The organism is Streptomyces sp. NPDC058051 (assembly GCF_042885475.1).
Classification (GTDB): Bacteria; Actinomycetota; Actinomycetes; order Streptomycetales; family Streptomycetaceae; genus Streptomyces.
The window spans coordinates 1-21,769 of record NZ_JBHVRW010000006.1 but is presented as its reverse complement, the minus strand read 5'-3'; the positions used below and the strand labels follow the sequence as shown (position 1 = coordinate 21,769).

Here is a 21,769-nt window from a genome sequence, read left to right as displayed (position 1 = left end):
TGGAGGCTGCCCAGCACCTCCCGAGATCCTCCCGACACGCCGTACGTCATCCGAACGGGAAGAAAGACGGGAGGCGTTGACGGGTTCATGAACGCGAGCCGGAGGGCGACAGCCGGACGACAGAAGCCAGGAGACCGGAGGAGGGATCCGGGAGCCAGGGGTCAGGAGCCAGGAGGCGGGAGCTGAGAGCCAGGAGCCAGGAGGCGGGAGCTGAGAGTCAGGATCCGAGAGCCAGAAGGCGGGAAGCAGAAGCCGGGAGTCGGTAGGCCGGTCGTCGGCAGGCCGGTCGTCGGGTACCGACTGCCGGGCGGCTCGCCTCACGCCGGGCCGCCGTGCCGGGCCGTGGTGGTCGACTCGGCGTGGCGAGCGCGCCCGGTCGACGGCGCTTGCCATCATGGCAGCCACTGCCTTCCGCGCCGAGCGTGAGCGATCGAGCGTGAGTGATCGAGTGTGAACGAACGTGTGGACCGCACGGGTGTGAAACATGATCGACTCCGTCGGTTCACGGCGATGGTCTTGCCCCGCTGTGGGGCGGGGCTTACGTTCTCCTCTACGCACGCATCTACGGGCGTAGAAACGCGTAGAGGCTCTCTGACGCCGCGTCGAAGGAGCAGCTCATGTCCCAAGTCGTTCGCGCCGCACTTGTCCAGGCGACCTGGACCGGCGACACCGAATCCATGATCGCCAAGCATGAGGAGCATGCGCGCGAGGCCGCCCGACAGGGCGCGAAGATCATCGGCTTCCAGGAGGTGTTCAACGCCCCCTACTTCTGCCAGGTGCAGGAACCCGAGCACTACCGCTGGGCCGAGTCCGTCCCGGACGGGCCGACCGTCCGGCGGATGCGGGAACTCGCCCGTGAGACCGGCATGGTGATCGTCGTGCCGGTCTTCGAGGTCGAGCAGTCGGGCTTCTACTTCAACACCGCGGCCGTCATCGACGCCGACGGCTCCTACCTCGGCAAGTACCGCAAACACCACATCCCGCAGGTCAAGGGGTTCTGGGAGAAGTACTACTTCAAGCCGGGAAACGCCGGCTGGCCGGTCTTCGACACCGCCGTCGGCAAGGTCGGTGTCTATATCTGCTACGACCGCCACTTCCCAGAGGGTTGGCGGCAACTCGGCCTCAACGGGGCTCAGTTGGTCTACAATCCGTCCGCCACCTCGCGCGGACTCTCCAGCTATCTCTGGCAGTTGGAACAGCCTGCCTCCGCCGTCGCCAACGAGTACTTCATCGCCGCGATCAACCGCGTCGGCCAGGAGGAGTACGGCGACAACGACTTCTACGGAACCAGCTACTTCGTCGACCCGCGCGGCCAGTTCGTCGGCGAGGTCGCCAGCGACAAGGAGGAGGAACTCCTCGTACGCGACCTCGACTTCGGCCTCATCGACGAGGTCCGAAATCAGTGGGCGTTCTACCGGGACCGCCGTCCCGACGCGTACGAAGGTCTGGTGGAGCCGTGAGCAGCCTGCACCGACGCCATCTGGCCGTCAGCCCCGACTGGCTGGCGCTCTACTACAAGAACCCCCTGGAGATCACCCACGGCGAGGGCCGTCATGTCTGGGACGCCGACGGCAGGCGCTACCTCGACTTCTTCGGCGGCATCCTCACCACCATGACCGCCCACGCCCTGCCCGAGGTGACGAAGGCGGTCAGCGAGCAGGCCGGGCGGATCATCCACTCCTCCACGCTCTACCTCAACCGGCCGATGGTGGAGCTGGCCGAGCGCATCGCCACGCTCTCCGGCATCCCGGACGCGCGGGTCTTCTTCACCACCTCCGGTACCGAGGCCAATGACACGGCCCTGCTGCTGGCCACCGCGTACCGCGGGTCGAACCAGATCCTCGCGATGCGCAACAGCTACCACGGCAGATCCTTCTCCACGGTCTCCATCACCGGTAACAACGCATGGTCGCCCACGAGTCTGTCCCCGCTGCAGACGCTGTACGTGCACGGCGGCGTCCGCACCCGCGGGCCGTACGCGCACCTGAGCGACGCCGAGTTCATCGCGGCGTGCGTGGCGGACCTGGAGGACCTGCTCGGCCACACGCGTGAACCCGCTGCCCTGATCGCCGAACCCATCCAGGGCGTCGGCGGGTTCACCTCGCCGCCCGACGGTCTGTACGCGGCCTTCCGCCGGGTGCTCGACCGCCACGGCGTCCTCTGGATCTCCGACGAGGTGCAGACGGGCTGGGGCCGCACCGGAGAACACTTCTGGGGCTGGCAGGCACACGGCGAGAACGGACCGCCGGACGTTCTCACCTTCGCCAAGGGCATCGGGAACGGCATGTCGATCGGCGGCGTCGTCGCCCGCGCCGACGTCATGAACTGCCTCGACGCCAACTCCATTTCGACCTTCGGCGGCTCCCCGGTCACGATGGCGGCCGGGCTCGCCAACCTCTCGTATCTCCTCGAACACGACCTGCAGGGCAGCGCCCGGCGCGTCGGCGGCCTGCTGATCGAGCGGCTGCGTGCGATCGGCGCGGCTTCGGAGCTGGTCCGGGAAGTGCGCGGCAGGGGCCTGATGATCGGCATCGAGCTGGTGAAGCCCGGTACCGACGAGGCGAATCCGGCGGCAGCCACCGCCGTGCTCGAAGCGGCCCGGGAGGGCGGCTTGCTCATCGGCAAGGGCGGCGGCCACAACACCAGCGTGCTGCGGATCGCACCGCCGCTCTCGCTGACCATCACGGAGGCGGAGGAAGGCGCCGGGATCCTGGCCGAGGCTCTTCGAACGGCGGCGGTATGAGCGGCGGCGCGTGAATCCGGGGGCGGGGAGGGCGGCCGGACGGCCCGCCCTCCCCGCCGCGTCACACCGATGTCACGGCCGGGCCCCGGCCGATGTCTCCGGAGCCCGGCCGGTCGTCAGCCTCGGTGGCCGGTGGGGCGGGTGAGGGCCAGGGTGCGGACCGCGTCCAGTTCGCCGTAGTACGCGAGATCCCGGTAGCGCACGTCGGTGATCGTCAGCGCGGCCTCGGCGACACCCTGTCGCAGGGTCGCCTTGAAGCGCACCGAGCCGTCCTTCTTCGTCGTACCGGTCAGCCGCTGCACCTTGCCACCGGCCGTCAGCTCGGCCGTGACCTTCGCCCCCTTGACCGGCTTGCCCTGCGCCGTCTTCACCACACCGGTCGAGGTGACCTTCCACGCCGCGTCGGAGCCGGGCCGGCCGAGCAGCTGGGTGTCGGCCTTCAGCGAGGTGACGGCGAGCTGCGACGGCGGGGCGGGCTGGGTGAGCGCGACCTGGTCGACGGTCCAGAAGGCGCTGTTCGTGCCGGTGTATCGGAAGCTCAACCGGGCCGTCCTCGCGCCGGCCGGGACGGCGAGCTCCAGATGTTCGACGGTGTTGGCGTTGCTCCGGTAGGACGCGACGAGCTGCGGGGTGCCGTCGTCGTACGCGACGTACACATCGCCGGTCTGCGGACCGTCGACGCGGTAGTCCGTGGCGTACGAGACGGTCGCCTTCGCCGACCCGTTCAGCGGGTACGCGGGGCTGACCAGGGTGGAGTCGAACTGGCCGGCGTCGTGCGGCTTGTCGTCCCATTCGTCGGAGTCGGCGACCGCGAACACATTGCGGGCGCGGACGTTCGTCTCGCGGCCCTGACCGCGCTCGGTGTTCGTCCAGAACCCGTCGGTCGCGAAGGACCAGCCGCGCCATTCGGTGACGCCACCCGCCGGCATCTTCGCGTTGTCGATGGACCAGCCGTCGGGCGCGGTGTTCGTCCACCCCTTGGTGTCGGCCGGCAGACCGGTCTCGTCCACGCGCGTGCGGAGCGAGCCGCGCAGCGCGTCGAAGGCGTCCGGCTTCAGCTCGGCGAGCGAGGTGCCGTCGAGGTTCCAGGCGGGGTCGGTGGCGACGCCCTCGTGGGCCAGGACCGTGGGCGCGATGTCGGTGATCTTGACGTCGTCGCGCACCGAACCGGGCGCGATGCCCGCACCCCGGGCGATCACGAACGTGCCGCGTTCCAGCGGGGTGTTGCCGCCGTGGCCGCCGGTGGGGGTGTGGCCGTGGTCGGTGGTGACGACGACGAGCCAGTCCTCGTCGGCGTACGTCGGGCGCGAGGCCACGGCGTCGAGCAGTCGGCCGACCTGGGCGTCGGCGGTGTGCAGGGCCGCGAGATAGGCATCGCTCGCGGAGCCCGAGCTGTGACCGGCGCCGTCGACGTCGTCGAGGTGGACGAAGGTGGAGTCGGGGTTGCCGTGCGCGAGGTAGTCCTCCACCTTGGCGGTGGTGCCCTCGTCGTTGCCGCCCGCGATCCGCAGATCGGTCTTCGCGCCGAAGACGATCTGCGGAACCGGGCTCCAGGTGCCGACGACCAGGGTCGACGTGTCCGGGTCGGCGGTCTCCAGCCGGGTCGCGTAGTCCGGGTACCGCTCGTAGTTCGGGGCCGTGAAGTTGTTGTCCTTCACGTTGTGCTTGTCGGGCCAGACACCCGTGGCGACGGACGACCAGCCGGCGCCGGAGACGGTCGGGGCCATCGGATCGGCGTACAGATTGCTTCGAGCGGTCAGGCCCTCGGTCATCAACCGTTCGAGATGCGGCACATCGGCGCGTGCGAAGGCGTCGAAGGTGGCGCCGTCGATACCGATGACCAGGGTCTTCGCCTGCTTGGTGCCGGACGGCAGCCCGGCGTACGGGGCGGCGTCGGCGGCTCCCGCCCGGGCGTGGGCGGTCGTGGTGGCGAACGGAAGTGCTACGGCGGCGACGGTGGCGGCGGCCAGTACCGTACGCGCGGAGCGCGGCAGGGACACGTGATCCTCCCGGATCGGTCAGTGGGCACCGGGCGGGCAAAGGCGCCCGGTGATGCGTTCGAGACTCGCCACCGGGGGTGATCGGACCACGCCGCGCACGGGGCGAGCGCATGAACCGCGTCGAAAATTTGGACCAGACCCGTGATCGGTTCGTTATCTTTCAGCGTCGCTATCATCGGCCGATGAACTACCGGCGCCTCCTGTATTTCCTCGCCGTCGTCGAGGCCGGGACCATCACCTCCGCCGCGGCCACCCTCCACGTCGCCCAGCCGGGGCTGAGCCGTCAGCTCAAGACGCTGGAGCGCGAGGTGCGCATGACCCTCTTCGAGCCGCGCGGCAACCGGCTGGTGCTGACCGCGTCCGGGCGCGCCTTCGTCCCCCTGGCCCGTCGTGTCATCGCGGAGACCCGCCAGATGGAGGCCGCGGTCGAGGGCCTGCGCTCCGGGCGGGTCGCACAGTTGACGGTCGCCGCCACAGCGGCCACCATCCGGGGCTTCCTCGCGCCGTTCATCGCCACGACGGGGCCGGAGGATCCGCCCCTCCTCACCCGGCAGGCCGGCCACTTCGCGCTCAACGACGAACTCCTGGACGAGGCGGACTTCATCGTGTCGCCGACGCCGATGGTCGAGGGCTTCGAGACCGTCGACCTCGGCGGCACTCCGCTGAAGGCGCATGTCGCCCCGGACCACCCGTGGGCCGAGGAAGGCCGCACCGAGATCGGCCTCGACGAGATCTGCGGCGACCGGTTGTTCGCCCACTCGCGTTCCAGCGTCAGCCGCGCCGTACTCGACAACGCGCTCGGCGCGGCACATCTCGCACCTGAACGGCTGACCGAATGCGAGGACGGTCCGACCGTGGAGGCCCTGGCGGTGGCGGGGCACGGGATCGGGATCAGTACGGACCTGCCGCGGTACGGGGCGCACGCGCTGTGGATCACGGCAGCGACGGCCGGGCGCGGGGAGGTGCTTCAGGTGCCCCTCCATGTGGCCTGGCTGCCGGGGCACTTCGCGGCCGACACCATTCGCGCGACGGCGGTGCGGCTGCGGGACTTCCTCGTGGGGCAGGGGGACGCCGTGATCCCGGCGCCCCCGCGGCCCTGACGGCCCTGTGGCGGCGGCCGGTTGTACGGAGGAGGCCGGCTCCGTGAAAGCCGGCGCCACGGTCGTATGAAAGCGGCCGGTTCCGTGAAAGCCGGCGCGACGGTCGTATGAAAGCGGCCGGTTCCGTGAAAGCCGGCGCGACGGTCGTGCGAAGGCGGCCGGCTCCGTCCGGACAGTCCTCTGTGGCCTACCGCGTGACGCGGTCGAACGTCACCCAGCCGCCGTGGTTCTCGTCGTCCGTGCCCCAGAGGGCCTGTCCGCCGCGCAGGAAGGCGATCGCCTCGACCTTGCGGTCGTCCTGCTCGGTGAAGCGGCGCAGTGGTGTGAGTTCACCGGTCGTCCTCAGCCGCAGCACGGCGTCGTGTGCGCCGTTCACGGTGAGTCGTCCGGCGACGTGGACCGCGGAACTGAACCCTGCCCGCGCCCCGGACCGGTCCCGTGTCGCCCGTCGGATCCCCCCCGCTGGGCGGCTGCGCGTAGGCCACTCAGCCTCCATGCCCATTGGTTATGGTCTAGCTGCCATTTGTGTATTGGACGGCATGGTCGATGTCTTCCGATACTGACGGGACCTGCCTGAACGCATCCACTCCGCAGCCGCTCAGCATCTCCCCGAAGGACTCGTCCGTGACCGTCATGTCACCCGCTTCCGCACATCCGGGCTCCGACCTCGCCCGTACCCGCTCCGCCGGTCACGCCATCGTCGAGTCCCTTGCCCTGCACGGGGTCCGGCGGGTCTTCGCCGTCCCCGGCGAGAGTTACCTCGACCTCCTCGACGGGCTGCGCGACTCCGACATCACCACCGTGGTCTGCCGCCACGAGGGCGGCGCCGCCTACATGGCGGAAGCGCACGGAAAACTCACCGGCGAGCCCGGCGTCGCCATGGTCACGCGCGGCCCCGGCGCCGCCAACGCCTATGTGGCCGTCCACGCCGCCTGGCAGGACGCCACCCCACTCGTCCTGTTCGTCGGCCTGATCCCCAGCGACCACCGCGACCGTGAAGCCTTCCAGGACTTCGACCCGCGCGCCTGGTTCGGCACGCAGGTCAAGCGCGTCCTCCTCCTCGACCAGCCGGAACGCGCCTCCGAACTGGTCGCCGAGGCCTTCTTCGCCGCCCGCTCGGGCCGTCCCGGGCCCGTGGTCGTCGGGCTTCCCGAGGACATCATCACCCGCCCGGCGCCGCCGGAGCTCCACCCGGCACTTCCGGTGACGGACGGCGCCGTCGCTCCCGCCGAACTCGACGAGCTGCGCGAGCTGTTCGTCCGCGCCGAACGTCCGCTCATCCTCGCCGGCGGCCCCCGCTGGACCCCGCGCGCCGCCGCCCGGCTCACCGCCTTCGCCGAGCGCCACCGCATTCCGGTGGCCCAGGACTGGCGGGCCTCCGACCGGGTGCCCTTCGACTCGCCGGTGAACGCCGGCCAGTTGGGATACGGGCGGCTCGACTCGCTGGCCCGTCGGGTCGAGGAGGCAGACCTGCTGCTCTGCGTCGGCGGCGTACTGACCGACGTACCCAGCGACGGCTACACCCTGCGCCAGTCACCGTCGTCCACCACCGTCGTCGCCAGCATCGACACCTCGCTGCGCGGCCGCAGCGGCGGCCTCACCCGGCAGATACTCGCGGCCCCCGACACCTTCACCGAGGCCCTGGCCGGCCTCGACCTGACCGGGCACCCCGCATGGACGCGGTGGGCCTCCGAGGCCCGCGAGGAGCAGGCCCGGCACGCCGTACTGCCCGCGGAGGTCCGCACCGGCGCCGGCCTCCCGGCGACCGCACCCGGCACCGCCCACATGACGAGCGTCGTCGCCGAACTCGTCGAACGCCTCCCCGACGACGCCGTGTACACCTTCGGCGCCGGAAACCACTGCATCTGGGCCCAGCGCTATCTGCCGACCCGGGTCTTCCCCAGCCAGCTCAGCATGCGCAACGGCTCCATGGGCTACAGCGTCCCGGCCGCCCTCGCCGCCTCGCTGGAGAGCCCGGACCGGCTGACCGTCGCCATCGCCGGCGACGGCGAGTTCCTGATGAACGGTCAGGAGATGGCCACCGCTGTGCAGTACGGCGCCGCCTTCCTCGTGATCCTGATGGACAACCGGCAGTACGGAACGATCCGCGAGCACCAGGAGCGCCACTATCCGGGCCGGATCAGCGGCACTCAGCTGGCCAATCCCGACTTCTCCGCCTACGCCGCCGCCTTCGGCGCCCACGGGGAGACCGTCACCGCCGACGAACAGGCGGCCGCGGCCGTCGAGCGGGCGCTCAAGGCCGTGACGCAGGAGCGCCGGCCCGCCGTCATCCACGTCGTCGTCGACCAGAACATCCCCCTGCCGTAAGGAAGCACGCGCATGACCACCACGCAGTACGCCGTCGTCGATCCGGCCACCGGGGCAACCGTCCGGGAATACCCCGGGGCCACCGACACCGTGATCGAACGGGCCCTGGCCGACTCCGCCGCCGCGCAGACCGGCTGGCGCGGGCGCTCCGTCGAGGACCGGGCCGCCCTGATGCACCGCGTCGCCGATCTGCACGCCGCGCGCAGGGACGAACTGGCCGCCCTGATCACTCAGGAGATGGGCAAGCCCGCCGCGCAGGCCGGTGCCGAGATCGACATCGTCGTATCGATCTACCGCTACTACGCCGACCACGGCGCCGCCTTTCTCGCCGACGAGGAACTGCCCGGCACCGGGGGCGGGACCGCTGTCGTCCGCAAGGAGGCGATCGGACCGCTCCTGGGGATCATGCCGTGGAATTATCCCTCCTACCAGGTCGCCCGCTTCGCCGCGCCCAACCTGATGCTGGGCAATACGATCCTGCTCAAGCACGCCCCGCAGTGTCCCGCGTCCGCGCTCGCCATGGAGCGGATCTTCCACGACGCGGGCCTGCCGACGGGGGCGTACATCAACCTCTTCGCCTCCGACGAGCAGGTGGCCGGGATCATCGGGGATCCGCGGGTGCAGGGGGTGTCGCTGACCGGCTCGGAACGGGCGGGGGCCGCGGTCGCCGAGATCGCCGGACGGCACCTGAAGAAGGTCGTCCTGGAGCTGGGCGGCTCCGATCCCTTCCTCGTCCTCGACGGCGCCGACCTGTCCCGTGCCGTGCGGCAGGCCGTCATCGGCAGGTTCGGCAACGCGGGCCAGGCATGCAACGCGGCCAAGCGCATCATCGTCGTCGACGAGCAGCACGACGCGTTCGTCGAGCAGTTCACCGCCGCCGTAAGGGCGTTGGAGCCGGGCGACCCCACCGACCCCGCCACCTTCCTTGGCCCGCTCTCCTCCTCCGCCGCTGTGGAAGGGCTCGCGTCCCAGGTCGACGACGCGGTGGCGCACGGCGCGACCGTCCTCACCGGCGGTCACCGCATCGACCGCCCCGGCGCCTGGTACGCACCCACGGTCCTCACCGGCGTGACCGACCGGATGCGCGCCTTCCGCGAGGAACTGTTCGGCCCGGTCGCCGTCATCCACCGGGTCGCCGACGAGGAAGCCGCGATCGCCCTCGCCAACAACAGCCCCTACGGCCTGGGCGCGGTCGTCCAGTGCGACGACGAGGAGCACGCACTGCGCGTCGCCGACCGTCTCGAAGCAGGGATGGTGTACATCAACGACGCCCCCGGCACCGCCGCCGAGCTGCCGTTCGGAGGGATCAAGCGGTCCGGCATCGGCCGTGAACTCGGCAGGTACGGCATGGACGAGTTCGCCAACCGGAAGCTGATCAGGGTCAAGCGCTGACACCGAGCCCGGCACCGGACCGAGCCCGGCACCGGACCGAGCCCGGCACCTGACCGAGCCCGGCACCTGACCAATCCCGGCACCTGACCAATCCCGGCACCTGACCGAGCCCGGCACCTGACCGAGCCCGGCACCTGACCAATCCCGGCACCTGACCAATCCCGGCACCCGACCAATCCCGGCCCCGGCACCGGACCGGCCCCGGCCGACCCGCCGTCGGACGCAGGGCATACGTATACGACACGGCGCGGCGCCGTTCCCCCACTCGGGAACGGCGCCGCGCCGTGTCGCGCTGTGGGCCGGTGGAGTGCCAGGCAGGTGAAACAGAAACGTCTTCAGCGGTTAGCCGCAGCGGTATTGCCACAGTGGGTAACCCACTTCTACGTTCTTCACCACGCACCATGTCTACGTGCGTAGACCCATTCCGCCAGTGAGGAGGGGTACATGAGCCGCACCGTCATCCACGGTGGTCTCGTCATCACCGCGTCCGACGAAATCCATGCCGACGTACTCATCGAGGGCGGCCGCATCGCCGCCCTCGCGGCGCACGACACCGACGCGGCCGAGAGCTGGAGCGCCGACCGGAGGATCGACGCCACCGGCAAATACGTCATCCCCGGCGGTGTCGACGCGCATACGCACATGGAGATGCCGTTCGGCGGCACCTACGCAGCCGACACCTTCGAGACCGGCACCCGCGCGGCCGCCTGGGGCGGCACCACCACGATCGTCGACTTCGCCATCCAGTCCGTGGGCCGCCCGGTCCGCGAAGGGCTGGACGCCTGGTACGCGAAGGCTGACGGCAACTGCGCCATCGACTACGCCTTCCACATGATCCTCTCCGATGTGAACGAGTCCTCGCTCAAGGAGATGGACCTTCTCGTGTCGGAGGGCGTCACCTCCTTCAAGCTGTTCATGGCCTACCCGGGCGTCTTCTACAGCGACGACGGCCAGATCCTGCGCGCCATGCAACGGGCCTCCCACAACGGCGGCCTGATCATGATGCACGCGGAGAACGGCATCGCCATCGATGTCCTCGTCGAACAGGCGCTGGCCGAGGGCCGCACCGACCCGCGCTACCACGGCGACGTCCGCAAGGTGGCGCTGGAGGCCGAGGCCACCCACCGCGCCATCCAGCTCGCCCGCGTCGCCGGATCCCCGTTGTACGTCGTGCACGTCTCCGCCGACGAGGCCGTCGCCGAGCTGGCCTCCGCCCGCCACAAGGGCTATCCCGTCTTCGGCGAGACCTGTCCGCAGTACCTCTTCCTCTCCACGGACAACCTCGCCGAGCCCGACTTCGAGGGCGCGAAGTACGTCTGCTCCACCCCTCTGCGTCCCAAGGAACACCAGGAGGCACTCTGGCGGGGACTCAGGAACAATGAACTCCAGGTGGTCTCCACCGACCACTGCCCCTTCTGCTTCTCGGGCCAGAAGGAAATGGGCCGCGGCGACTTCTCGAAGATCCCCAACGGCATGCCGGGCGTGGAGAACCGGATGGACCTTCTCCACCAGGCGGTCGTGGACGGCCACATCTCGCGCCGCCGCTGGATCGAGATCGCCTGCGCCTCCCCGGCCCGGATGTTCGGCCTCTACCCGAAGAAGGGCACCATCGCCCCGGGCGCCGACGCCGATGTCGTCATCTACGACCCCGCGGCCGAACAGACCGTCTCCGCCGAGACCCATCACATGAACGTCGATTACTCGGCGTACGAGGGGAAGCGCATCACCGGCCAGGTCGAGACGGTCCTGTCACGCGGTGAAGTCGTCGTTGACGAAAGGAAGTTCACCGGTCGGGCCGGTCACGGCAGGTACACCCCGCGGGCCACCTGCCAGTACCTGGACTAGTGCCCCTCGCGGTACTCGTGCTCCTCCCCGCACCAGTGCTGTGACCGGAACGGTTCGCCGGGCATCACGAGCCGGTGAACCCTTCCGGTCACGGCACCGGCCGGTCCCGCACGTCGAGAGCTGCGGGCGGTGCGGCCGTTCGCGGCACCGGCCGGGCACGGACCCAGCATGCGTCGATCGTTCAGCGGTTCGCAGTGTCGACTGCGGCCCGCTGTCTCCGGACTTGATCAGTAAGGGGCTTTCCATGGACTTCGGACTCGTCCTGCAGACCGACCCTCCGGCCTCAGGGGTCGTGGAGTTGATGAAGCGCGCCGAATCGGCAGGCTTCACCTATGGGTGGACGTTCGACTCGTGCGTGCTGTGGCAGGAGCCGTTCGTCATCTACAGCCGCATCCTGGCGGAGACGGACCACCTGATCGTCGGCCCGATGGTCACGAACCCGGGCACACGCACCTGGGAGGTGACGGCCTCCACCTTCGCCACGCTCAACGACATGTACGGGAACCGCACCGTCTGCGGCATCGGCCGCGGCGACTCCGCGATGCGGGTGGCCGGCCGCAAACCGAACACGCTCGCACGGATCAGCGAGGCCATGAAGGTCATCCGGGCCCTGGGCCGCGGCGAGGAGGCGGACCTCGGCGGCACGGCGGTGCGGTTCCCGTGGGTACGGGAAGGCGCCGAAGTACCCGTCTGGATGGCCGCGTACGGCCCCAAGGCCCTGAAGATGACGGGCGAGGAGGCCGACGGCTTCATCCTTCAGCTCGCGGACCCGTACCTGACGGAGTGGATGGTCAAGGCGGTGCGCGACGCGGCCACGGCGGCGGGCCGCGACCCGTCGCAGCTGAAGATCTGCGTGGCGGCCCCCGCATACGTGACGGAGGACGACTCCCCGCAGGCGCTGGCGCACGCCCGCGAACAGTGCCGCTGGTTCGGTGGCATGGTCGGCAACCACGTCGCGGACCTGGTGGAGAAGTACGGATCGGAGTCGTCGATGGTCCCGCAGGAGATGACGGACTACATCAAGGCCCGTAAGGGCTACGACTACGCCCACCACGGCCGCGCCGACAACCCGGACACGGACTTCGTCCCCGACGAGATCGTCGACCGCTTCTGCCTGATCGGCCCGCCGTCGGCACAGGTCGAGAAGCTGCGCGCCCTGAAGGAGCTGGGCGTCGACCAGTTCGCGGTGTACGCGATGCACGACGCGAAGGAGGAGACCATCGACGCGTACGGACGACACGTCATCCCCGCACTGACCTCATGACCGGCGGCTTACCCAGCCCGTCGGCACCATCCCCATCTGGCACGGCAGTTCACGGCACCCGCACGGCCGCCCTGTTTCCCCGTCCACCGTAGGGCCCCTCAAAGGGCCCCTCATCGAACGGACTGCCCATGACCGACACCGTCCCCTCCCCACCGTCGTCGTCGCCCCTGCCGACGGGAGGCGTCGGCATCGACCTGTCCGCCGACGCCTACCCGTCCGGCAGCCGCTACGCGAACGACGATCTGCGCCCCGTCCCCCTCGCCGAACGCCGGTGGACCACCTACAACTTCGTGGCCCTGTGGATCGGCATGGCCCACTGCATCCCCTCCTGGACCCTGGCCTCCGGCCTGGTCGCACTCGGCATGGACTGGAAGCAGGCAGTCCTGACGATCGCGTTGGCGAACGTGATCGTGCTCCTGCCGATGCTGTTGACGGGCCACGCGGGCCCGAAATACGGCATACCGTTCCCGGTCCTGGCCCGTGCCTCCTTCGGCATCCGCGGTGCGAACCTCCCCGCGATGGTGCGGGCCGCGGTGGCCTGCTGCTGGTTCGGCATCCAGACCTGGATCGGCGGCCAGGGCATCTTCGTCCTGCTGGGGAAGATCTTCGGGGGATGGGCGGACGCCGGGCAGATCGGCGGCTATCCGTGGACCCTGTGGCTGTGCTTCGTCATCTTCTGGGTCCTGGAACTCGCCATCATCTACCGGGGTATGGAGACGCTGCGCCGCTTCGAGAACTGGGCCGCGCCGTTCGTCCTGGTCGGCGCGGTGGTGCTGCTGATCTGGATCGCGAACAAGGCGGGCGGTTTCGGCCCGTTGCTGCACGAGCCGTCGAAGGTCGGATGGGGAGCGGACTTCTGGAAGGTCTTCTTCCCGGGCCTGATGGGGATGATCGGCTTCTGGAGCACGCTCAGCCTCAACATTCCGGACTTCACACGCTTCGGCAAGGGGCAGCGGGCCCAGGTGTGGGGTCAGACGCTGGGCCTGCCCACGACGATGACGGCGTTCGCGCTGATGTCGGTGCTGGTGACGGCGGGTTCGGAGAAGGTCTACGGGGCGGCGATCTGGGATCCGGTGGAGCTGGCCGGCAAGACGGACAACGTCTTCGGTCTGCTCTTCGCGCTCATCACCGTATTCGTGGCGACGATCTCCGTGAACGTCGCCGCCAACGTGGTCTCTCCCGCGTACGACCTGGCGAACCTGGCTCCGAAACTCATCAACTTCCGTACGGGCGCCATCATCACGGGCGTGATCGGCGTCCTGGTCATGCCGTGGAAGCTGACGTCGACGCCCGAGCTCTACATCTTCACGTGGCTGGGTGTCGTCGGCGGGCTGCTCGGCACGGTCGCCGGGATCCTGATCGCGGACTACTGGATCATCCGCCGGACCGTGCTGCACCTTGCCGATCTGTACGTGGCCGACGGGCGGTACTGGTACCGGGCGGGCTGGAACTGGCGGGCCGTCGTGGCGTTCGCGGTCGGGAGCGTGCTCGCGGTCGGCGGGTCGTACTCGACGCTCGACGCGAAGGGCGACAGGGCCGGGCCGTTCCCGACCGAGGGGCTGATCCCGTTCCTCAAGCCGCTCGCGGACTACGGGTGGGCTGTGGGGCTCGGGGCGTCGCTCGTCGTGTACCTGTCGCTGATGGCGGGCAGACGCGAAAGGGCGTAGCCGCGCAGCCGTTGGTCCGCACCCGCTTCCGCACACCGTTCGCGGACTCACGCGAGGAGACAGGGCCCCTCTCCTCGCCTGTGCCGCGGGCGAGGAGACGCGGGTGCTCCGAGGTCACACCGGGGACGTCGAGCGGCTCAGCAGGGCATTGATGTCGAAGGTCTCGTCGGGCGGCGGCGTGGCCGTGGGCACCGGCTTGTCGAAGGCCGAGAAGCTCACGGCCGCGTTCGCGCCATCGCCCCGCATCGTGACCCGCAGCGGGTAGGGCCTGCCCGTGGCCGCCACGTACATCGTCAGCGTCCTGCCGTCCCTGAGCCTGGTGAGCGGCACCACCGAAGCCCCGTCGAGCGTGGTCTTCCTGCTCTTGTTCAGGGTGCCCCGGTCGTTGTCGGCGATGTCGGTGACCAGGCTCTGGAAGGTGTTCAGATCGCATGCGCTCACCAGGTCGCGAAGTCTCGGGTCGTCGGCCGACCCCTTCATGTAGCGCCCGTGGAGGATCGCTGCGAAGGCCGGGCCGCCGTCCGGAACCTGGCTCTTCCAGAAGTCCCCGTCCGGCTTCACCCAGACGTCGTCGCCGCGCTTCACGATGCGGGCCGACCCCTGGTGGTCACCGAGGTCCACCGAACCGTTGCAGTTGTCGTCCCGGTCGACCGTGAGATCCAGGGCCGGCGCCGGCCGGCCGTCGCCGGTGTGTCCACGGGTACTGACGTGCAGGGAGCGGACGCTCCGCAGCGCGTCCCGTGAACGGTCGGCGATCTGCTGGGCGGAGAACGTGTCGATGCCGTTGTCCGCGTGCGCGGGACCGCCGAAGACGATGCCGCTCGTGAGTCCCATTGCGAAGACCGCCGCCCGGACGGACTGGCGTGTGCCGATGAGTCGGCCGGTCACGGCGCCTCCTCGAAGGGCCCGATGGGCCCGTTCAGGTGTGCGATGTCTGGCCTGTTCGGGTGTGCGATTCGATCCTTCCGAGCGTACGACGGGTCGGACCGGGTCGCGCGGCGGAGTCGGCCGCCGCGCGGACCACCAGTCAGTCCGGCACCGTCCCGGCCGTGAACCCCTCCGCGTGCGGTCCGCGCACGGTACGTGGCACACGGGGAGACAGCCGGGGCGGACGGTGCTCCGCGAGCAGCACCGCGTCGTACAGGTCCTTCGTGGCGGACCGGCCCTCGCTCCTCGATCGCCGTCCACCGAACGGTTGAGCGGACTGCCCACTACTCGTTACTGTCCGGTACGTTCGTTGTGGCGTACTGGTGCCGGGGCTCGCACCGGCCGATACGAGGAAGGCAGGCAGCCGATGTCCTCCACGGAAGCCGTCGAAACCATTGAACCGGCCGGCCCGACCGGGCTGGCCCGCAGCGCACGGGAGCTGGCCGAAGGGCGTACGACCTCGGTCGAGCAGGTGTCCGCGGCCCTGAGCCGTATCGAAGCGAGCCAGGGCACCCTCAACGCCTTCCGGCACCTGCGCGCCGAGGCCGCCCTCGCGGAGGCCGCCGAGGCCGACCGCCGGCTCGCGGCGGGGGAGCGGCTGCCCCTGCTCGGCGTACCGGTGGCCGTCAAGGACGACACCGATGTCGTCGGGATGCCGACCTACTTCGGCTGCGGCGGCGATCTGCCCGCAGCGACCGCCGACAGTGAGGCCGTACGCAGACTGCGGGCCGCCGGGGCCGTGATCGTCGGGAAGACCAACTCCTGCGAACTCGGCCAGTGGCCGTTCACCGAGGGCCCGGCCTTCGGCGCCACCCGCAATCCCTGGAACACCGGACACACCCCCGGCGGCTCGTCCGGCGGCTCCGCGGCGGCCGTGGCAGCAGGGCTCGTACCCGCGGCGCTCGGCTCCGACGGCGCCGGGTCCGTCCGCATCCCCGCGGCCTGGACCCATCTTGTCGGCATCAAGCCGCAGCGCGGCCGGATCTCCGTCCACCCGCAGAGCGACGCCTTCCAGGGCCTGACCGTCAACGGCCCCCTGGCCAGGACCGTCGCCGACGCCGCCCTGCTGCTCGACGCGGTCGCGGGGCCCCATCCCGACGATCCGCACCGGCCGCCTCCCGTCGAGGCATCGGCCGCCGCCCGCCGCGACCCGGGCCGACTGCGCATCGCCCTCGCCTGGCGCCCCCCGCTCACCCTCACCGGTTCCATGCCCCACCCCGACGTGCGGCGGGCCGTCGCCGCACTGGCCGAAGCCCTCGCCCGCCTCGGCCACGACGTCGAGGAGGCCAGGCCCCGCTACGGGCTGATCGGCCTCGGCTTCGTCCCCCGCGCCACCGTCGGGATCGCCGAACTCGCCGCCCGCCACCCCGACCCCGCCCTCCTCGACCCGCGCACCCGCAGCGCCTTGCGGACCGGCACCCGGCTCGGCGGCCGGGTGGTGCGGGCGGCCCGGGAACGGGAGGTGCGCCAGCATCGCAGGATCGGCGCGTTCTTCCGGACCCCGCGGGCCGACGTCGGCTACGACGTGCTGCTCACCCCGACGACCGCCCTGCCGCCGCCCCCGATCGGCAGGTTCGACGGCCTCAGCGCCTGGCGCACCGATGTGACGATGGCCGAAGCGTGCCCGTACGCCTGGCCCTGGAACGTACTGGGCTGGCCCGGTATCAACGTGCCGGCCGGGTTCACCTCGGACGGGCTGCCCGTCGGCGCCCAGCTGCTCGGGCCGTCCCGCAGCGAGGAACGGCTGATCTCCCTCGCCGCCCAGTTGGAGGCCGACCGCCGCTGGTACGAGCACCGGCCTCCCGAGCCGTCCCCGTCCGCCGGTCCGGGCGGCGGGCGCTGACCCGTTACCGGCCCCCGCCCGCCGCCGTCACCTGCTACCGCCGACGGCCGCTGTCACCTGTCGGACTCGCTGCCGTCACCTGTCACGCAGCCCGCCGCTGTCACCTGTCGGACCCGCCGCCGTCATCTGTCACCGCCACCCATCGGCTGATCGGCGAATTTCGCGGCCGGACCACCCGACCGGACCACTGCGTCCGGAGACACCCACCCGCCGGGACCGCGAAGCCGGCGCGCTCGGGGCCGGTGGTCGCACCGATGAGGAGACCGCCGCGCACAGGGTGATCCGCCCGTTCGCAGCGAGGACGCGCATCAGCCGTGCCATGGGGAAACCAGGCGTCCGCGACCGGGCACGGTCCGTCCTCCTCGCCCGCGCACCGGGCCTCGCCACTCCGCGCGAACCCCGCCCCTGAAGAGGTACGGCGGAGCTCCACCCACCCGGTTCCCGGTTGCGGACGTTCGCACCGGAGCGCCGAAGGCAGGATCATGGACGGGAACGAGTGGATGGGTGGTGACCAGTATGGCGTCCGCAGGCCCGCAGTCGGCGCCCGGAGCCGAACCGTCGCAGCCCAGCCTCCCCCACTACTCCGTCGCCACGGCGTACGACGCGACCGCCGTGGTCGCCGTCAACGGAACGGTGCTCGGCTGGACGCGCAGCGCACATGACCTGCTCGGTTACGGCGCGACCGAGGTGGTCGGGCGGTCCGCCGGCTACCTTCTCGCGACGTCCGAGGATCCGGCACGGGTGGCGCGGATCGCCGAGCGGTGCCGTGCGGGCGCGGGGTGGAGCGGTACCACCGAGGTACGGCGGTGCGACGGCCGGCGGATCGAAGTGGACCTGCGGGTCTCGGCCTCCTTCCATCTGGACGGCCGGGAGTGCTTCCTGGTCTCCGGACGCGAACGGAAGCCGGAGTGGGTCGTCGGGCAGTCCGTCCTGGACGCGTTCGTGGTCAGCTCACCGATAGGAATGGCGGTGATGAGCCCGCAGCTGCGCTACGTCTGGATGAACGACACCCTGGAACGCGTCGGCGGTGTTCCGAGGGAGCAGCGCGTGGGCCGCCGCTTGAGCGACGTGCTTCCCGGGCTGGAGGCCGACGCCATAGAGACCCTGATGCGTCGCGTGCTGGACACCGGGGTTCCCGTCATCGACTACGAGTACCGGGGCTGGAGCTGGGCCGACCCGCAGCGTGAGCACGCCTACTCCAGCTCGTTCTTCCCGCTGACCGACGGCGACGGCACCGTCTCCGGCATCTGCTACATGGTCCTCGACGTCACCGACCGGTGGAAGGCCCAGCAGCGCCTGGCCCTGGTCAACGACGCGGGCGCCAGCATCGGCAGCACCCTGGACGTGATACGCACGGCCCAGGAACTGGCCGACTTCGCGGTGCCGCGGTTCGCCGACTTCGTCACCGTCGACCTGCTGGAGCCGGTCGCCAGTCCGGAGGAGCCCGGCCCCTGGCCCTCCGGCACGGCACCTTCCGGTACGGCAGGTCCCCCTACCGGTCGCGGTGACACGCTGTCCCGGCCGACGATGCGCCGCGCGGGGATGAGCTCGGTACGGGAGGGTTGCCCGGAGGCGGTCTACCAGGTGGGGGACATGGTGGACTCCCTGCCCCCGCCCCACGACGTCCGGTTCCTCAGGGACGGCGAGCCCGTCCTGATCCCGGTCCTCGAAGCCGTCAGGCACCTGTGGTCGGTCGAGCAGCCCGCCAGGGCCGCCACCTTCCACGAGTTCGGACTGCACTCCCTCATCGCCGTACCCATGCGGGCCCGGGACACGGTGCTCGGCCTGACCACCTTCGTCCGCTCGGTGAACCAGTCCCCTTTTGAGCCGGACGACGTGTCGCCCGCCCGCGAACTCGTGGCACGGGCGGCGGTGTGCGTGGACAACGCCCGCCGTTACACCCGCGAGCACGCCGCGGCGCTGACACTGCAGCGCAGCCTCCTCCCGCACATGCTGCCCGGAGGGATGGCCCTGGACGTGGCCTCCTCGTACCTCCCGGCGGACGCCAAGGACGGTGTCGGGGGCGACTGGTTCGACGTGATCCCGCTGTCCAGCGCCCGGGTGGCCCTGGTCGTCGGCGATGTCGTCGGCCACGGCATCAGCGCCGCGGCGACCATGGGCCGGCTGCGTACCGCGGTCCACACCCTCGCAGACATGGACCTTCCCCCCGACGAACTCCTCGCCCATCTCGACGACCTCGTACTCCGCCTGAGCGACGAGGAACCCGAGGGCGAGGCGAGCGGCACGACCGTGCTCGGCGCCACCTGTCTGTACGCCGTCTACGACCCGGTCACCCAGCTCTGCACGATGGCGCGAGCCGGCCACCCGCCCCCCGTCGTCGTATCCCCGGACGGGCGCGTCAGCTTCCCCGACCTGCCCGCCGGACCACCGCTCGGCCTGGGTGGGCTGCCTTTCGAGACGGCGGAAGTCGTACTCCCCGAAGGCAGCCTGATCGGCCTGTACACCAACGGGCTCATCGAAGGCAGGGACCGGGACGCCGATCTCGGGATGTCCCGCCTCGGTGGCGCCCTGGGCCAGCGCGGACTCCCCCTCGACGCCCTGTGCACGACGGTCGTGGAACAACTGCTCCCCGTACCGCAGCCCGACGACGTCGCACTGCTGCTTGCCCGCACCCACGCGCTGAGTCCCGACCACGTCATCTCGTGGGACGTGCCGTCCGACCCGGCAGCCGTCGCCGGCGTCCGGTCCCGCGCCGCCCGCGTCCTGAAGAGCTGGGGCCTGGAGGAGCTGGAGATGACGACTGAGCTGATCGTCAGCGAGCTGGTCACCAACGCGCTGCGCCATGCCGACGGCCCGATCCGGTTGCGGCTGCTGCGCCAGTCCGTCCTGATCTGCGAGGTCTCCGACGCCAGCAGCACCTCGCCGCGGCTGCGGCATGCGAGGACCACGGACGAGGGCGGTCGCGGCCTCTTCCTCGTGGCCCAGCTCACCCGCCGCTGGGGTACCCGCTACACACCGGAAGGCAAGATCATCTGGACCGAGCAGGAACTCCCGGCGAGGGAGACGACATGACGCCACCGCTTCCGGACAACCGTCCACGCCACCGGCACCACCCCGCCCACTCCGTTGACTCCGCGTAGCTTCCGCTCACGGGGCACAGTGCCGTGCACGGGGCACGGGCACTGCGCTCAGGCCCCGCTCACGGGGCACAGTGCCGTCCACGGGGCACGGGCACTGCGCTCAGGCCCCGCTCACGGCACCCGCGCGGTCCACTCCTCGGTGCCGAACTTCGTACGCACGAGCTCCTCGGCCCGGGCCATCTCCTCGTCCGTCACCGTTCCCGGCGTGAGGCCGTGCCGGGCACGGAAGGATTCGATCATCCGGTCGATGACGGCCTCACGCGCCAGCCCGGTCTGGCGGCGCAACGGGTCGACGCGCTTCTTCGCGCTCTTGGTGCCCTTGTCGGAGAGCTTCTCCTTGCCGATCCTGAGCACGTCCAGCATCTTGTCGGCGTCGATGTCGTACGACATGGTCACGTGGTGCAGGACAGCACCCTCCCCGCCGACCACGCGCTTCTGAGCCGCGCCCGCGATCTTTCCGGCCTCCGTGGCGATGTCGTTGAGCGGCTGGTACCAGGCTTTGATGCCCATGTCGCCGAGAGCGGCGAGCACCCAGTCATCGAGGTAGGCGTAGCTGTCGGCGAACGACAGGCCCGAGACGAGCGCGTCCGGGACGGAGAGCGAGTACGTGATGGTGTTGCCGGGCTCCACGAACATGGCGCCACCACCGGATACGCGGCGCACGACCGTGATGCCGTGGCGTGCGGCGCCCGCGAGATCGACCTCGTTGCGCAGCGACTGGAAACTGCCGATGATCACGGCGGGCGAGGCCCACTCCCACACCCGGAGCGTTGGCGGACGCCGACCCGCGGCGACCTCGGCGGTGATGACCTCGTCGAGCGCCATGTGGAGCGCGGGTGACTGCGGGGCCTCGTGGATGAGCTGCCAGTCGTAGTCGCTCCACTCGCTGGCGTGTGCCAGGGCCCGGCGTACGGCGACAGCGACGCCTTCGGAGGTGAGACCGAACATCACGGTCGAGGCGGGGAGACCCGCGTCGATCCGGGCGGCGAGACCGGCGGTGTCGGTGTTGGCTGGGGCACCCTCCAGCGCCGCGTCGATCGCGAGGATCGCCTCGTCGGGTTCGAGGAAGAAGTCCCCGGCCACCCGTACGTTGCGCAGGGCCCCGCCCTCGACGTCCAGATCCACCACGACGAGCTTGCCGCCCGGGACCTTGTACTCACCGTGCACAGCCATGCCTCCGTTCCGTCCGACTCCTCCACGAATCGGCACTGAAGACCAACAACGCCACCGCATGATGGTTTAATCCGCACCGTGGCTGCGCCCCGCACTGCCGATGAGGACGGTCGTGGGCCGCCGCTGGTCGCACGCGTCGGAACGGCTCAACCAGAGGGCATGCCCGGTCAACGGCACTCACGTGCCGGGTCAACGGCACTCATGCGTCGGCGAGATGGCCGGGCCGGACGGCCGGCCCGGTGCGACCCGGATGCCCCGGAGGGTCGGGGCGGGGAGGGTGTGGGTGCGGGTTCTGGTCGGGGTCAGCCCTTGCGGGACTTGATCTCGTCGGTGAGCTGGGGGACGACCTGGAAGAGGTCGCCGACGACGCCGTAGTCGACGAGGTC

The 21,769-nt window shown here is 70.5% G+C and carries 14 protein-coding genes; 10 read left to right on the top strand and 4 right to left on the bottom strand.

The features are described from left to right. The first annotated feature begins 617 nt into the window (after positions 1–617). Both ACFVUT_RS11990 and ACFVUT_RS11985 read left to right on the top strand, forming a co-directional pair. The gene (locus ACFVUT_RS11990) at positions 618–1,460 is read left to right on the top strand and encodes a nitrilase-related carbon-nitrogen hydrolase (protein WP_389652289.1); all 843 of its coding nucleotides are present in this window, start codon (positions 618–620) and stop codon (positions 1,458–1,460) included. Next, a complete protein-coding gene (locus ACFVUT_RS11985) occupies positions 1,457–2,743 on the top strand; it encodes an aspartate aminotransferase family protein (RefSeq protein WP_389652292.1) in 1,287 nt (428 codons plus the stop codon). The genes ACFVUT_RS11990 and ACFVUT_RS11985 overlap by 4 nt, the downstream gene beginning before the upstream one ends. A 116-nt stretch (positions 2,744–2,859) precedes the next feature. Here ACFVUT_RS11985 and ACFVUT_RS11980 read toward each other — a convergent pair whose 3' ends face one another. Continuing rightward, positions 2,860–4,743, bottom strand: a complete 1,884-nt coding sequence (locus ACFVUT_RS11980) for an alkaline phosphatase family protein (RefSeq protein ID WP_389652295.1) — start codon at positions 4,741–4,743, stop codon at positions 2,860–2,862. Between the two features lie 182 nt (positions 4,744–4,925). Here ACFVUT_RS11980 and ACFVUT_RS11975 point away from each other — a divergent pair, with 182 nt between their 5' ends. Next, entirely contained in the window at positions 4,926–5,843 is a 918-nt protein-coding gene (locus ACFVUT_RS11975) for a LysR family transcriptional regulator (protein ID WP_389652298.1), read from the top strand. Between the two features lie 187 nt (positions 5,844–6,030). Here the strand turns inward: ACFVUT_RS11975 and ACFVUT_RS11970 are convergent, their stop codons facing one another. Beyond that, complete coding sequence (locus ACFVUT_RS11970; protein ID WP_389652301.1) at positions 6,031–6,219, bottom strand: hypothetical protein; 189 nt, start codon at positions 6,217–6,219, stop codon at positions 6,031–6,033. A gap of 257 nt (positions 6,220–6,476) precedes the next feature. On the opposite strand from ACFVUT_RS11970, the gene ACFVUT_RS11965 reads away from it, so the two are divergent. From ACFVUT_RS11965 to ACFVUT_RS11945, 5 genes are all read left to right on the top strand, one after another. Continuing rightward, positions 6,477–8,171 carry a thiamine pyrophosphate-dependent enzyme gene (locus ACFVUT_RS11965; protein ID WP_389652341.1) on the top strand — a complete coding sequence of 565 codons (1,695 nt, stop codon included), beginning with the start codon at positions 6,477–6,479 and terminating at the stop codon, positions 8,169–8,171. A gap of 12 nt (positions 8,172–8,183) precedes the next feature. Then, entirely contained in the window at positions 8,184–9,563 is a 1,380-nt protein-coding gene (locus tag ACFVUT_RS11960) for an NAD-dependent succinate-semialdehyde dehydrogenase (RefSeq protein ID WP_389652304.1), read from the top strand. A 444-nt stretch (positions 9,564–10,007) separates the two neighbouring features. Beyond that, positions 10,008–11,408 (top strand): dihydropyrimidinase, encoded by a 1,401-nt coding sequence (hydA, locus tag ACFVUT_RS11955; protein ID WP_389661053.1) that lies wholly within the window; start codon positions 10,008–10,010, stop codon positions 11,406–11,408. Positions 11,409–11,652: 244 nt separating this feature from the next. Further along, positions 11,653–12,672 carry a TIGR03842 family LLM class F420-dependent oxidoreductase gene (locus ACFVUT_RS11950; protein WP_389661055.1) on the top strand — a complete coding sequence of 340 codons (1,020 nt, stop codon included), beginning with the start codon at positions 11,653–11,655 and terminating at the stop codon, positions 12,670–12,672. Between the two features lie 128 nt (positions 12,673–12,800). After that, the gene (locus ACFVUT_RS11945) at positions 12,801–14,339 is read left to right on the top strand and encodes an NCS1 family nucleobase:cation symporter-1 (RefSeq protein ID WP_389661057.1); all 1,539 of its coding nucleotides are present in this window, start codon (positions 12,801–12,803) and stop codon (positions 14,337–14,339) included. A 114-nt stretch (positions 14,340–14,453) separates the two neighbouring features. Here ACFVUT_RS11945 and ACFVUT_RS11940 read toward each other — a convergent pair whose 3' ends face one another. Next, positions 14,454–15,227, bottom strand: a complete 774-nt coding sequence (locus ACFVUT_RS11940) for a hypothetical protein (protein WP_389661059.1) — start codon at positions 15,225–15,227, stop codon at positions 14,454–14,456. A gap of 406 nt (positions 15,228–15,633) precedes the next feature. Here ACFVUT_RS11940 and ACFVUT_RS11935 point away from each other — a divergent pair, with 406 nt between their 5' ends. Together ACFVUT_RS11935 and ACFVUT_RS11930 are read left to right on the top strand one after the other, a co-directional pair. Next, positions 15,634–17,109, top strand: a complete 1,476-nt coding sequence (locus tag ACFVUT_RS11935) for an amidase (protein ID WP_389661061.1) — start codon at positions 15,634–15,636, stop codon at positions 17,107–17,109. A gap of 516 nt (positions 17,110–17,625) precedes the next feature. Continuing rightward, a complete protein-coding gene (locus tag ACFVUT_RS11930; protein WP_389661063.1) occupies positions 17,626–20,142 on the top strand; it encodes a SpoIIE family protein phosphatase in 2,517 nt (838 codons plus the stop codon). A gap of 179 nt (positions 20,143–20,321) precedes the next feature. Here ACFVUT_RS11930 and ACFVUT_RS11925 read toward each other — a convergent pair whose 3' ends face one another. Continuing rightward, positions 20,322–21,377, bottom strand: a complete 1,056-nt coding sequence (locus ACFVUT_RS11925; RefSeq protein ID WP_389661064.1) for a biotin/lipoate A/B protein ligase family protein — start codon at positions 21,375–21,377, stop codon at positions 20,322–20,324. Between the last annotated feature and the right edge of the window lie 392 nt (positions 21,378–21,769).